This window comes from Bacteroides faecium (genome assembly GCF_012113595.1).
GTDB lineage: Bacteria > Bacteroidota > Bacteroidia > Bacteroidales > Bacteroidaceae > Bacteroides > Bacteroides faecium.
On sequence record NZ_CP050831.1, the window covers coordinates 4,109,019 to 4,123,496 of the forward strand.

Consider the following 14,478-nt stretch of genomic DNA (forward strand, 5'->3'; position numbering starts at 1 on the left):
TTATGAAGAAAAAAGTTTTATTTATAGACAGAGACGGGACACTGGTTATTGAACCGCCGGTTGACTATCAACTCGACTCCTTAGAGAAATTGGAATTCTATCCGAAAGTATTCCGTAATTTGGGATTTATCCGTAGCAAACTCGATTTTGAATTTGCAATGGTCACCAATCAGGACGGACTGGGTACATCTTCCTTCCCGGAAGAAACATTCTGGCCTACCCATAACCTGATGCTTAAAACATTGGAAGGCGAAGGAATTACTTTTGATGAAATACTGATAGACCGTAGTTTTCCTGAAGATAATGCGCCGACGCGTAAACCACGTACCGGAATGTTGACGAAATATCTGAATAATCCTGAATACGATCTGCCCGGAAGTTTTGTTATCGGTGACCGTCCTACAGATGTGGAGCTTGCCAAAAATCTGGGTTGTCGTGCCATCTATCTACAAGATTCAACAGAAGGTCTGAAAGAAAAAGGATTGGAAGATGTTTGCGCTCTCGCCACAACAGACTGGGATCAGATAGCTGAATTCCTGTTTGCCGGTGAACGGAAAGCGGAAGTGCGCCGTACCACGAAAGAGACTGATATTTATGTTGCCTTGAATCTGGACGGAAATGGTGTTTGCGATATTTCTACCGGGCTTGGTTTCTTCGATCATATGCTCGAACAGATTGGGAAACACTCCGGTATGGATTTGACAATTCGTGTAAAAGGAGACTTGGAGGTAGACGAACACCATACTATCGAAGATACTGCCATTGCTTTAGGCGAATGTATCTATCAGGCTTTAGGCAACAAACGGGGAATTGAACGTTATGGATATGCTTTACCGATGGACGATTGTCTTTGCCAGGTATGCCTGGATTTCGGTGGCCGCCCCTGGTTGGTATGGGATGCGGAGTTCAAACGTGAGAAGATAGGGGAGATGCCGACTGAAATGTTCCTGCATTTCTTTAAGTCATTGAGTGATGCCGCAAAAATGAATCTGAACATCAAGGCTGAAGGACAGAATGAACATCATAAGATAGAAGGAATCTTCAAAGCATTAGCCCGCGCTTTCAAGATGGCTTTGAAACGTGATATCTATCATTTCGAACTTCCATCCAGTAAAGGAGTGCTTTGAATCATCGCTAATTTATAATTATGACCTCATAGATTTATGCAAAAACGAATCTTATTGAGTCTGCTTTTAGGGATAATCTACTCTGTCTCTGTTTTCAGCCAAAACCTGAAAACAGAGAAGATAATTCTTCCTGATAGTGAACTGACCAATTTGTATAAGATAGATTCGGGAGTATACCGTTCGGAGCAACCTTCGTCTGCCGATTTTAAAGCTCTCGAAATGTATGGCATCAAAGAGTCTCTTAATCTTCGTAACAGGCATAGTGATGATGACGAAGCGGCAGGAACAGCCGTGAAACTTCATCGGGTAAAGATGAAGGCGCACTCAGTCAGTGAGGAGCAATTAATAAGAGCATTGCGTATCATAAAGAATCGCAAAGCTCCAATTGTAATCCATTGTCATCATGGTTCCGACCGTACAGGAGCTGTTTGTGCGCTCTACCGCATTGTATTTCAGAATGTCTCCAAAGAAGATGCAATTCGCGAAATGACTGAAGGAGGTTTTGGTTTTCACCGTATTTATAAAAATATAATTCGAAGAATCAAAGAAGCGGATATAGAGCGAATAAAGAAAGAGGTGATGCAATAATTCAATTGACTGTATGATTTAGTCAAATCATAAGGAAGAATTAGAAACTTCTATTGCATGAACTAATGTTTTCTCCTCATCTATTAACTAATTCAACAGCTAGTATTATCCTGTTGCACTTGTGTAACGGTGCAAATGGACTTGGGTAACTACCCGGACGGACTTGTGTAACTGAACAGTTGCACAAGTCTGTCCGAATAGTTATTTATAATAGATACTAATGCGTTGGAATATAGTATATTACGAGAAAAGTGCAGTTTTTATCTCCAAAAAGCCAAAAACAACCGCATGTTTTTTGTGAACTTCTCTTAAAATAAGCCCGTTTTTATACCTAAATTGTTGATATATAGCGCTGTGACATTTTTGTTTTTCCCCCTATAATACTTAAAATAAACACAAAAATGTGGCAGACAAAAATGCCTGCCACAATAAACTGTCTATTAAGAAGATTATAAGTTCTCTATTTCTTTAAGCCACATCGCCGAACTGGCATCACTCGGCATTCGCCAATCTCCTCTCGGACTAATAGAAATACTACCAACTTTCGGTCCGTCAGGCAGGCATGAACGTTTGAACTGTTGATTGAAGAAACGACGGAAGAAGATGGATAACCATTTCTTAATTGTTTCTTCATCATAACTGTCTTTGAATGCGATATTCGCCAGATAATAAATCTTTGACGGACGGAAGCCGAAACGCAGGAAATAATAAAGAAAGAAGTCATGCAGCTCGTAAGGACCTACCAAATCTTCCGTTTTTTGTTTGATGTCTCCATTTTCATCAGCAGGAATCAATTCCGGGCTGATAGGTGTATCCACTATATCGAGTAAAGTCGCTTTTGAATCTTCATCCACACCATTTTCTGCCACCCACTGCACCAGATATTTAACGAGTGTTTTGGGCACGCTTGCATTGACACCGTACATTGACATATGGTCCCCATTGTAGGTTGCCCACCCCAAAGCGAGTTCTGATAAGTCACCTGTGCCTACTACCATTCCCCAGGTTTGGTTGGCTACGTCCATTAATATTTGTGTACGTTCGCGTGCTTGTGAGTTCTCATACGTAACGTCATGTACATTTATATCGTGGTCTATATCTTTGAAATGCTGTATACAGGCATCTTTGATGCTGATTTCACGGATAGATATTCCTAATGACTTCATTAAGTCAATAGCATTGTGGTAAGTCCGGTCAGTGGTCCCGAAGCCGGGCATTGTAATGCCGAGAATTCCTTTTCTGGATAATCCCAGTTTATCGAAAGTCTTCACACAAACAAGTAATGCCAGTGTTGAATCCAATCCCCCGGAAATGCCGACTACGGCAGTCTTAGCTCCGGTATGAACGAGGCGTTGTGCCAATCCTGCTACTTGAATAGAAAAAACATCTTCGCAGTGTTCGTTTAGCTCCTTCCCTTGTGGGACAAAAGGATGCGGATTGAAACTTCGGGTCAGTGTCAGTTCTTTGCTGTTTACAAATTCCGTAGCAATAGAAACTGCCTTCTTATCTCCTAAATTAGCCTGGTTAGCAGCAAAAGTTGTATTGATTCTACGTTCTGCACGTATACGTTCTACATCAATCTCGCTGATAATAAGTTGTTCTTCCATGCTGAAACGTTCACTGCATGCAAGAAGACTGCCATTCTCGTAAATCAATCCATTTCCTGCGAAAACTACATCAGTAGTAGACTCTCCGAAGCCGCAAGATGAAAATACATATCCCGCGATGCAGCGTGCAGATTGCTGACTGATAAGAGAACACAGATAATTATGCTTTCCAATACCTTCATTATCTGCCGACATATTGAATAAGATTTCCGCCCCTTGCAGTGCAAGTGAAGAGCTGGGAGGAATTGTAGACCAAAGGTCTTCACAAACTTCAATTCCGAAAGTGGTATCCGAAGTTTCGAAAAGTAGGTTTGCGCCTATGGGAACAATTTGTCCGCACAAACGCACATTATCTGTTGTGAGCTGTAGGGCAGAAGTGAACCAACGCTGCTCATAAAACTCTTTATAATTGGGAAGGTAAGTTTTGGCAGCAATACCTAATACTTTTCCTTTCTGAATGACTACAGCCCCGTTAATAACCGTCGAATTGACAACTACCGGCATACCGACAATAGAGATAATATCCAACTGGCGCGTATTATTCAGAATCTGCATGATTCCCATTTCTGCTTCTTCCAATAAAAGCTGTTGCCCGAATAAGTCACCACAAGTGTATCCGGTAATACTCATTTCCGGGAAGATTATGATCTGCACTCCCTTTCCTTCGGCCACTGCAATCAGACTTTCTATTCTTTCTACATTGAATTTACAGTCAGCCACTTTGATGTGTGGCACAGCTGCTGCTACTTTTACGAATCCGTAGTTCATCTTATACCTTATTTATATATAGTGGGTGCAAAAATAGGAAAATAGTTTTGAATATTTATCTTTTCCATAGTGAATCCTCTCAATGAGGTATTTTGTGTGAATTGTGGACTGTTGTTTAAACAATTAAATCAGGTATCAATATGAAAGCTAAAACCCGATATCTGTCTAATCAGTCGAGTTGTTTGTTTTTTTATAATCTTATATGCGCTTAAAAGGATGACAAAAAGATATTGATAGAAATTTGGTATAAAATATACGACTTTTAGTTTCTTTTATTTAACTATAATATTTATATTTGTAGCCAAATAAAACATAATTAGAAAAATAGAGCACCTAAACAGAACGAATGATGTTAGTTTTTAATTTATAATTTAAGAGAGCGCAGATGAGCATACATTCAATTCACACAGCGGTAACACGAAAATTCTATTTGGATATTTGGCGTAACATTAAAAATCAGCCAAGTTAGTATTTCCTATTTTGTTTTTAGAGAAAATATCCTGCCCAAGGTCAATGAAAAGTTATGCTTTGAGAGTTGCCCTGTGGGAGAGGAGCGTATTATTCTTTCTTGAGTGAAAATGGAATACGCGTATTTCACTTGTAGACAAATCTATAAAATAAATCAATTTCATTAATTTTAATTTAAGTATCAAAGATGAGAAAATCAATTCTCTTGTTTGTACTCTTTACTCTGACGAATATCCCCCTGTTGCTTTTCGCACAGGGCGGATATCAGGTAAAAGGACATATCATTTCGGCGGAAGATAACCAGCCGATGATTGGCGTGTCCATTATGGAGAAAGGTACAACAAACGGAGTAATTACCGATATAGATGGTAATTACAGTATCACAGTGACTAAGTCTCCTGCCACTTTGCAGTTCTCTTATGTCGGTATGAAAACGATAGATAAGCAGGTGACTGCCTCTACTCGTATAAACTTGACTATGGAAAGTGATGCGCAGATGGTGGATGAGGTAGTGGTCGTTGCATATGGTGTGCGTAAGAAAGGAACAATTGCTGGTTCTGTATCAACTGTGAAGGCGGAGAAAATGGAAAATGTACCCGCTGCCAGTTTTGACCAGGCATTGCAGGGACAGGCACCGGGATTGATGGTGATGTCCAATACCGGTGAACCCAGTGTGGCGGCTTCCTTCCAAATCAGAGGCATGAATTCATTAAATTCGGGTACCTCACCGCTGTTTATCCTTGACGGAGTACCCGTTTCCAGCGGCGACTTCAATGCGCTTAATCCGAGTGATATCGAATCGATTTCCGTATTGAAAGATGCATCTTCCACTTCTATCTACGGTGCGCGTGCAGCCAACGGTGTGGTGGTAATTACCACGAAGCGCGGGCTTGCCATTGACAAGGCAAAGGTCACATTCCGCGCCCAATGGGGTATTTCACAGTTGACTCAGAAAGAGTGGAGCCAGATGAATACTGCAGAACGCATTTTATTTGAGAAGGAAGTAGGTTTGGATAAGGGAAAAGACTATAACCTTCTTCGTGATATCGATATCAATTGGTGTGATGTGGTGTTTAACGACAAGGCAATGTTACAGAATTACGAAGTATCAGTCAATCGTGCCACCGATCGGTTGAATTATTACGTTTCGGGCAATTTCTTCGACCAGGACGGTATAGCACAAGGTTCCGGTTTCAGACGTTACAATATGCGCGCTAATGCGGATGTCAAGGCAAGCAACTGGCTCAAGGTGGGCACCACTTCTACTGTATCCTACCAAGAGATAGAGCAAGCACAGTCGGGGGAGTATACCTCGGTAACACCTATCTCCGCTTCACACTTCATGATGCCTTATTGGAATCCTTACAAAGAAGACGGTTCCCTGGCTTCTCCCTCTGACGGCAGTTGGAAAGGCACCAATCAGAATCCGCTAGAATGGATGGAAAACAATCCCGTAAAGTATAAGAAGTATAAAATATTGTCTACACTCTATGCTGAAGTGAATCCTGTTAAGGGATTAACTATCCGCTCGCAGTTTGCGGCAGACTATGCACACATGACGGCATTCAAACAATCTTTTCCTAGTTTTCCCACCAACAACGGATCAGGTAATGCGGGACGTAGTTCGACCGATAGGCTGAGTTTGACAATTACTAATACCGCAAATTATCAGTTTACATTGGAGGATAAACATTCGTTCAATTTCCTGTTGGGACAAGAAGGAGTGGATGCACGTTCAGAAGGGTTTACTGTCACCATGCGAGGACAAAACAATGACCTTCTGACGAATATTACCAATGGTACGCTGGCTGCCGCATGGTCGGATACGGGTGATGCATATTCCTATTCTTATCTTTCATTCTTCGGAAGAGGCGAGTATAATTATGCAGGTCGTTACTATGCTGATTTCTCTGTTCGTGCCGATGCCTCTTCCCGTTTTGGCAAGGACAACAGATGGGGAACTTTCTGGTCGGTCGGATTGATGTGGGACATACAGAAAGAGAATTTCATGAAGAAATATGACTGGCTGACGATGATGCAGATTGCACTTAGCACAGGTACCTCGGGTAACTCCGAAATTGGTTATTATGATGCTCAGTCTTTGGTGAAAGGCGGGATGGACTACATGGGGGAGACGGGCATTTACCCTTCACAAAACGGTAATCCCGATTTAAGTTGGGAGCAAACATGGTCTACCAATCTGGCTTTGCATCTAGGCTTTTGGAACAGGTTGAATCTGGATGTGGAGTTGTACAATAAAAAGACAACTAATATGTTAATGTTGGTTCCTCAATCTTATGCAGTGAATGGTTCGGGTAAATACCGGGACAATATCGGAGCCATGGTTAACAGGGGTGCGGAACTCTCGGTGAATGGCGATGTCATCCGTACAAAAGATTTTTCATGGAACCTCAGCGCTAACTTATCCTATAACAAGAACAAAATCACAGAACTTTATAATGGAGTGGATGAGTACGAGATTGCAGGTACCAATATTAAGTATGTAGTGGGTCATTCTGCTACGGAATTTTATATCAATCGCTTCGCTGGAGTCAATCCTGCAAATGGTGACGCATTGTGGTATACAAAGGACGGTGAAGTGACTACGGAATTCAGGGATGCGGACAAAGTGCTGGTAAACAAGAGTTTTGTTGCTCCCTGGCAAGGTGGTTTCGGCACTACACTCACTTGGAAAGGCATTTCACTGGCGGCACAGTTTAGTTGGGTAGCCGACCGCTGGGTGTTTAACAATGACCGCTTCATGGATGAGAGCAATGGGCTTTTCGAAGCATACAATCAATCCCGCCGATTGCTGTATGACCGTTGGAAGAAACCGGGTGACATAACGGATATTCCCCGTTATGGCATTACTCCACAGATGGATTCACGCTTTCTGGAAGATGCTTCATTCTTGAGGCTGAAGAACCTGATGTTGAGTTATAGCTTTCCGCAGTCATTGCTCAGAAAAACAAATTTCCTGACAAACTTGCGTGTATACGCACAAGGACAGAATTTGCTGACGTTTACCAAGTTTACGGGACTCGACCCCGAAGGTACTAACAATATGTATCAGGCACAATATCCCGCCACCCGGCAATTCACTTTCGGTCTGGAAGTTTCATTCTAAAATACAACATATAAAAAAATGAAGAATAAAATAAAGATATATTTGTTGTTGGCTGTTTGGGGGATAGGTTCCGTTTCCTGTCTGGACAAATATCCCGAAGACGCCATTCAAGCAGGTCAAGCTATCAACACGGTGGACGATGCCAATCAGGCAATCATCGGTATCTATGCCGCATTTAAAGATGCTTCGCTCTATAGCGGCAACCTTACACTACTGCCCGATTTACAAGCCGATTTGGTGTATGCAGTAACAGGTTATACAAATCAATACGGTGATGTATGGCGATGGAACATATTATCTACTAACGAAGATATACAAGCTGTTTACGGAGGTTTGTATGCCGTAATCAACCGCTGTAATTTTCTGTTGGGTTATATCCCGCGCGTGCAGGCGGCAGAAACAGACGACGATGCGCTGGATAAGTTAGACATGATTCACGGAGAGGCGCTGTTTGCACGTGCATTGTGCTATTCCGAATTGATTAAACTCTTCTGTAAGTCCTACGAAAGCGATGCGGCGGCAGCCGATGAGCTGGGTGTAGTATTGACATCGGAATATAATACAACCACTAATCTAAAGCGCGCTTCCCTGAAAGATTCCTATCAGTTTGTACTGGACGATCTGGAGCAGGCGGTAGTTTATTTGAAAATAGATGAAGACGAAGTGACTAAAAACGACCTTTACAATACTTCTTATTTTAACGAATACACCGTGTATGCCCTGCGTGCCCGGGTGGCGCTCTATATGAAAAACTATGAGGATGCAATCAAGTATTCGAGTAAGGTGATTGATAGCGGATACTACGTGCTTTCAAGCGCTAGCACCGTATACGGAAATACCGGTCAGAGTTACTACCAGTATATGTGGACAAATGACAACTCTACGGAAATTATCCTGAAAGTAGGTTTTACGCCGACGTCTTACGGAGGTGCCCTGGGAACCATCTTTTTTAATTATGATTATTCAACGGTGCGTCCCGACTATGTACCTGCAAAGTGGGCGTTGGATTTGTATGATTCGATGGACTATCGGTATGTGGTCTTCTTTCAGTCCTACCTTACCGGATACCCACACGCCTTGCAATGGCCGTTGCTTCAAAAATATTGGGGTAATCAAAGCTTATTTGAGAGTTACAACATCCGGCACACTTCCATGCCCAAGGTGTTCCGCTTGTCCGAGCAATACCTGATTAGAGCGGAAGCTTATTGCCAGAAAGAGAATCCCAATTATGGCAGTGCAGGCAAGGATATCTCCGCTTTGCGCCTGGCGCGTTATATGTCCTACGGTAGCGGCACTACGCTTTCGAAAAACAATGCTATGGACGTTATAGAGAAAGAACGCATAAAAGAGCTTTACATGGAAGGCTTCCGCCTGCAAGACCTTAAACGCTGGCATAAAGGCTTTGAACGGAAACCTCAAAGCGAGTCACTAAATAACGGGAGCAGCCTGAAAGTGGAGAAAGACGATGCGAGGTTTGTATGGCCTATTCCGCAAAATGAGCTGGATGCGCCGGGAACAAATATCGAACCGAATGAAAGCAATAAATAACAGTTTAAAAAAAACTATAAGCATGAAAAAGATTTTTATCGGATTATCGGCTATTTTCATTCTCGTGCTCGGATTGGTAAGTTGTGATTCCGAATACGTAAAATATAGTGGTCCTAATTACATCATGTTTTCCGATACACTGTCCGTACTTCCCGTGCAAAACAATAAGGAATACTTTGATATTGCCGTATCGGCTACCGAAGTATGTGATTATGACCGTACACTAGGTGTGGAAATCATCGACAAAAAGAGCAACGCCGTGGAAGGTGAGCACTATGCGCTCGAATCGAATACGGTAACGATTAAAGCCGGGGAATACGCGGCAAATGTGCATGTACGTGGTATTTATGATAACATAGCCGTAACGGACTCACTGGGCTTTGTGCTTCACCTTGTTACCGAAAAAGAATCCCAATGGGATATTTACGGAATTGAAACAAAGGTGATTTTGCAGAAGGTATGTCCGTTTGATATCAATGTGTTCAGTGGCTACGCCGTTGTTATTTCCAGTTACTTCACTTCATACATGAAGGATGTTGACCAGCGGTTGATTCGCACGGAAATAGATAAGAATGAGGAAAATACGGTTATTATGAAGGATTACTTCTACAAGGGATATGACCTCAAAGTGAAGTTTACTACCAATGACCTGCTGAATCCGTTGATTGAGATGGAAGACCAGCGCTTTGCATACACGCCCGATGCATTCAATACGATTTATGGCGACGGAGAAATCTGGGCCTATCAGGCAGGGGCTTATCTTTCTTATTATAGCACTTGTGAGAAGTTCATCTTCCAATATATGACATTGCATGTACCCGGTATGCCGGCAGGTAAGGATGAGGTGGGTACTTATGCCAACGCCGTTAGATGGATTAGTGACGACGAAGCTCAAAAGCTGATAGAAGAGGGAATTAATAACTCATTAAAATAATAATAAATAACAAGTATATGAAAAAGTTTAAACAAGAAACATCGCTTATGCTTATGAGGAAGTTCAGCTTAAATGGCTTTTTAGCCATTCTGTTCATGGCTTTTTGCATGAGTGCCTGCTCGGATGATGATGAGGATGATGCCGCATCGGTTTTCCCTGAAAAACAAACAGTGAATTGTAAAGCCGGTGATGATAAAGAATTTACTTTTAAAGCCAATGCAAACTGGCAACTAACCTCTTCGGCTACATGGTGCCGCTTTGTGACAGGCGAAATGGAGAATTATTCATTGTCCGGAACTGCCGGAACACAGACTGTGAAGCTCAGAATAACAGATGAAGCAGTAGAGTTTGAAGCGCCCACTACTGCACAACTGGTTATGATGATTGGGGCTGATAAAGCGATTATTGCCGACGTGGTACGCGGAAGTAAGAATCGCAGCCTTAAAATATATGATATGGAGGGTAATGAAATCCAAGAGATAGAGGTTGGATATGACGATTACTTGTCTTTTAAAGTGGAAGCTAACTTCCGGTTTGCAGCAACTAACAGACCCGAATGGTTGGATATTAATGGAAATGCTATTGTAGGTTCTATTAATGAAAGGGTGGAAGGAAGTGTTAAGGTGATTAATGAACCTCAATATGCGAAATATGCGCAAAATGGTAAACTTACTTTTACCGATGAAGAGGGAATTGAATCTTATGAATTCCCATTAGTATATAAAGGCATGAATCCTAAGGGGATTAAAATTATTAATTCTAATCCTTGGAATTGGGAAGTATCACTGGATGGTAAAACATTTACGCAGACAAGCAGCTCGGGGGCAAGTGGCAGCACCTCAAGTTCCACATATAGAAACTTCGTGCCGTTTACTATACAGGCATTCAATGATGACTTTGAAGTGGTTTATATTGAAAAGAAGACAGAGTATGGAATGACGCGTATGCTTATTAACGGTGATGAGGGTGAAGTTGTTGATTGGATGCATCTGACAGGTGAAAAGGGGAATGTGAGACTTAAAATTGATGAAGGTTTTGAAGAAAGGGAAGGTTTTGTATTGGTAATTCCCAGCGCTTTGTATCAGGATATTAAAGATGACCTATGGGGAAATCTGATTGAGAGGGATCCGGAAACATACGAACAGGACATCAAGTTTTCTTATCAACAAAGCAATCTGCTGATTAATATTGTTCAAAAACAGAAGAAGCAGGTAGATGAACAAGCGTTTAAAATTACATATTTTGATGCTGATTGGGTAACTCAAGAAGTAGATTGTACAAAAGTCACCGATTCGGATATAAAGGATCAATATCCTGGTATTAATGATATCTATACGATGGAATGGCCTGATGCTAATTCATTTACGGTCGACCCGTTAGAGGGGGATTATGAAGATGTATGGATATTTAAATTGATGCGTGGTGATGTCGATCTATCCAATGAGAGCGAAATTATTGAAGGCTCAGAATCTTCTTGTAATATTTATCTTGAAGACCCTACTTCTTTAACAGAAGAATTGCACCTTAGTATTATTAATAAAGAAAGCGGTGAGACTCTGAAAGTGCTTATTATTACTCCAAATTATAACTAATCATTGAATAGATGAATAAGAAAATATATTCCATATTATTCTTTGTCCCTCTCCTCGTCAGTTTTTTGACGATGTGTATGGTGACAGGATGCTCCGATGATGACGAACAATTGCAATCCGGTTACGGATATGTGCAGTTTAAGTTGTTGAAGAGTGCATCTTTCGGAAATGCTTCGACTACACGTGCAACGACGCCTACCGATAAACTGGAAATGTTGGGCGAAGCACAGAAAGTGAAAGTCGTTATGCAATATAACGGCTCCACCATTACTCAAACTCTACCCTTAAACTCGTATAATGCGGGAAATGCAGAATTTGGATTACGTAGTAATAAGTTGGAGTTGCTGGCGGGAAATTATACCATTATAGGCTTTTATTTATACGATAAGCTGGATCAAGTATTATATGCAGGTCCCGGTGGTGAGAGTTGTATGTTTACTGTTGTTGCGGGCGGACTGCATGCACAACCCTTGGTGGTGGATGCAGTAGCTCGGGGCATGGTGACATTTAAGTTAGTCAAGGACTTTGGCAAAACTCGTAGCGAAGAGGACAATGCTTATCCGTTTGGTAATATTGAGTTGATTAAGGTTGTAGTAAAGAACCTGTTCACGCAGGAGCTAGTTACAATAAACAATCTTCGTGTCAATCATGAACAGGACTTTACTGATAAACCTGCCGACGGGTATACCGACAGAAATCAGGAAACCTCATATGCCAAATGTGATACAGTGGTATGGCTGAAAGCCGGAACTTATGAAGTTAGCAGTTACACCACCTATTCCGACAAAGACGGCAAGTATACACTGGAAACAGCTTCTGTGAAAGCGGTGAAGCCATTTGTAGTAAAGGATAATGAGAAAACCGAGGATGCGGAAGTCCCCGTGCGCCTTTCCGAAACTGCCGAATACATCAAGGACTACCAGGCATTGAAAGCCATTTGGGAAAAGATGGGAGGCTCAAATTGGAAATACTACGGTGAAACCGCTCCGATAGGTAGTAACTGGAACTTTAATAAGGACATCGACCTGTGGGGACAACAGCCGGGCGTGCAACTGTTGGAAAACGGACGTGTGGCGCTATTATCCCTTGTGGGTTTTGGCATCGAGGGTGACTTGCCCGACGAAATAGGACAACTCACCGAGTTGCGAACCTTGTCATTGGGTACACATGACGAAAAACTCGGAGGACATCTACTCGATAACTACTCCGTCAACATGACCGAAGAACAGCGTAAAGCCATAAGAATGGATTATGATACCAAATTCCTGGCTAAAGACCCGCGCGAAGGATTATCAGACATTCTGAAAAAAGGGATTAACGACAATCCCAAGATGAAGCCGATTAAGAGCAGCCGCGTATCTTTGAAAGATATTCAGGCTGGCGTCATGACGAATAAATTGACCGGTATATCCAGAGCTGTCATGAGACTGACAAAGTTAGAACAGCTTTTTGTGGGTAATTGTCCCATTAAAAGTGATCATTTCTTTGTGGATGTGAAGCCGGACTCTCCTTATTATGAAGAAAAGGATGATTGGAAGTGGGCGGATATGGCTGCTCTGACGGATATTGAAATATACAACTGCCCCAAACTGACGAGCTTACCCACGGAAATGCTAAGTGAGTTGACCGAAGTGATTTCACTTAACATTGCTTGCAACCAAGGTATCCCCGGATACCAACTTAAATTGGACTGGGAAGCAATCACTGAAGGAAAATCGGCGGATAAAATCCAGCTTCTCTATATGGGATTCAATAATCTGGAAGAATTTCCGGACAACGATCATCTCAAAAAGATGGTTAAATTGGGATTGTTGGATTGCACGAATAATAAAATCCATACGTTGCAACCTTTTGGAAAAGAAATTCAACTAGTGAAGTTTTATTTGGATTATAATCAGATTACTGATATTCCCTATATCTACGATAATGCCACTGAAACGAACTTCTTCTTCGGATGGAATGATTTGGAAACCTTCAGTTGCACGCACAATCAGTTGACGAAAGTTCCGGATATCTTTAATGCGAAGTCTAAATATGTGATGGGTGCCGTTGACTTCTCTAATAATATGATTAGTGGATTTGAGAATAATGATGAACACAAGGGGATTAACGCTGGCTCCATCAACTTGAGCAATAACTGCTTAGAGGAATTTCCAGCTATCTTAGCCAAGAAAGAATCTCCTATGCAGATGTTGATGCTCTCGGGCAATGGGATGAAGACCATTCCTAAGGGGGCACTGTCCGGAAAGATGGTACGGGAGGCTCTTACCAGCCTGGACCTCACTCACAACAAACTGTCCGAACTGACCGATGACTTCTACGTAATCAATATGCCTGTGTTATATGGAATAGACCTTAGTTACAATTGTTTCTCTAAATTCCCTACTCAGCCGTTATCAATCAATTATTTGGCTGTATTCGGTATCACTAATCAACGGGATGCGGATGGAAACAGAATATTACGTGAATGGCCTACGGGGCTTTATAAGAATCCTAGTCTGAAAGCTTTCTATATCAGCTCTAATGATTTACGCAAGATAGAGGATACTATCTCACCATTTATTTCTACGTTTGATATTAAGGATAATCCTAATATCTCAATCAACTTAAGCACTGTATGTCCCTATATCCAAGCCGGACAATATAGGTTGATTTATGATAAGACGCAGGATATTCGCGGCTGTGATGCACTAGACCTGGATAAATAAACAAATAAGAG

General features: G+C 41.8%; 8 protein-coding genes. 7 read left to right on the forward strand and 1 reads right to left on the reverse strand.

What is annotated here, in order from left to right; all coding sequences use genetic code 11:
* The first annotated feature begins 2 nt into the window (after window positions 1–2).
* Together hisB and BacF7301_RS14935 are read left to right on the forward strand one after the other, a co-directional pair.
* On the forward strand, window positions 3–1,127 hold the full coding sequence (hisB, locus tag BacF7301_RS14930; RefSeq protein WP_167963973.1) for a bifunctional histidinol-phosphatase/imidazoleglycerol-phosphate dehydratase HisB: 1,125 nt from the start codon (window positions 3–5) through the stop codon (window positions 1,125–1,127).
* A gap of 36 nt (window positions 1,128–1,163) precedes the next feature.
* Entirely contained in the window at window positions 1,164–1,715 is a 552-nt protein-coding gene (locus BacF7301_RS14935; protein WP_167963975.1) for a dual specificity protein phosphatase family protein, read from the forward strand.
* 449 nt (window positions 1,716–2,164) lie between these two features.
* Here BacF7301_RS14935 and BacF7301_RS14940 read toward each other — a convergent pair whose 3' ends face one another.
* Window positions 2,165–4,090, reverse strand: coding sequence for an NAD(+) synthase (locus tag BacF7301_RS14940; protein WP_167963977.1), 1,926 nt, complete (start codon window positions 4,088–4,090; stop codon window positions 2,165–2,167).
* Between the two features lie 655 nt (window positions 4,091–4,745).
* Here BacF7301_RS14940 and BacF7301_RS14945 point away from each other — a divergent pair.
* The 5 genes from BacF7301_RS14945 to BacF7301_RS14965 are packed head-to-tail and all read left to right on the forward strand — an operon-like array spanning window position 4,746 to window position 14,467.
* Window positions 4,746–7,685, forward strand: a complete 2,940-nt coding sequence (locus BacF7301_RS14945; protein WP_167963979.1) for a SusC/RagA family TonB-linked outer membrane protein — start codon at window positions 4,746–4,748, stop codon at window positions 7,683–7,685.
* 18 nt (window positions 7,686–7,703) lie between these two features.
* Window positions 7,704–9,233, forward strand: a complete 1,530-nt coding sequence (locus BacF7301_RS14950) for a RagB/SusD family nutrient uptake outer membrane protein (RefSeq protein ID WP_167963981.1) — start codon at window positions 7,704–7,706, stop codon at window positions 9,231–9,233.
* Between the two features lie 22 nt (window positions 9,234–9,255).
* On the forward strand, window positions 9,256–10,167 hold the full coding sequence (locus BacF7301_RS14955; RefSeq protein ID WP_167963983.1) for a DUF4984 domain-containing protein: 912 nt from the start codon (window positions 9,256–9,258) through the stop codon (window positions 10,165–10,167).
* A gap of 17 nt (window positions 10,168–10,184) precedes the next feature.
* Window positions 10,185–11,759, forward strand: coding sequence for a DUF8477 domain-containing protein (locus BacF7301_RS14960; protein ID WP_167963985.1), 1,575 nt, complete (start codon window positions 10,185–10,187; stop codon window positions 11,757–11,759).
* 11 nt (window positions 11,760–11,770) lie between these two features.
* Window positions 11,771–14,467 (forward strand): DUF4458 domain-containing protein, encoded by a 2,697-nt coding sequence (locus BacF7301_RS14965; protein ID WP_167963987.1) that lies wholly within the window; start codon window positions 11,771–11,773, stop codon window positions 14,465–14,467.
* Window positions 14,468–14,478 lie beyond the last annotated feature (11 nt).

Bases quoted from the DNA above. Each gene is read 5' to 3' on its own strand.
- BacF7301_RS14960 (WP_167963985.1), top strand. From the start codon at position 10,185: ATGAAAAAGTTTAAACAAGAAACATCGCTTATGCTTATGAGGAAGTTC.
- BacF7301_RS14955 (WP_167963983.1), top strand. From the start codon at position 9,256: ATGAAAAAGATTTTTATCGGATTATCGGCTATTTTCATTCTCGTGCTC.
- BacF7301_RS14940 (WP_167963977.1), bottom strand. From the start codon at position 4,090: ATGAACTACGGATTCGTAAAAGTAGCAGCAGCTGTGCCACACATCAAA.
- BacF7301_RS14935 (WP_167963975.1), top strand. From the start codon at position 1,164: ATGCAAAAACGAATCTTATTGAGTCTGCTTTTAGGGATAATCTACTCT.
- hisB (WP_167963973.1), top strand. From the start codon at position 3: ATGAAGAAAAAAGTTTTATTTATAGACAGAGACGGGACACTGGTTATT.
- BacF7301_RS14965 (WP_167963987.1), top strand. From the start codon at position 11,771: ATGAATAAGAAAATATATTCCATATTATTCTTTGTCCCTCTCCTCGTC.
- BacF7301_RS14950 (WP_167963981.1), top strand. From the start codon at position 7,704: ATGAAGAATAAAATAAAGATATATTTGTTGTTGGCTGTTTGGGGGATA.
- BacF7301_RS14945 (WP_167963979.1), top strand. From the start codon at position 4,746: ATGAGAAAATCAATTCTCTTGTTTGTACTCTTTACTCTGACGAATATC.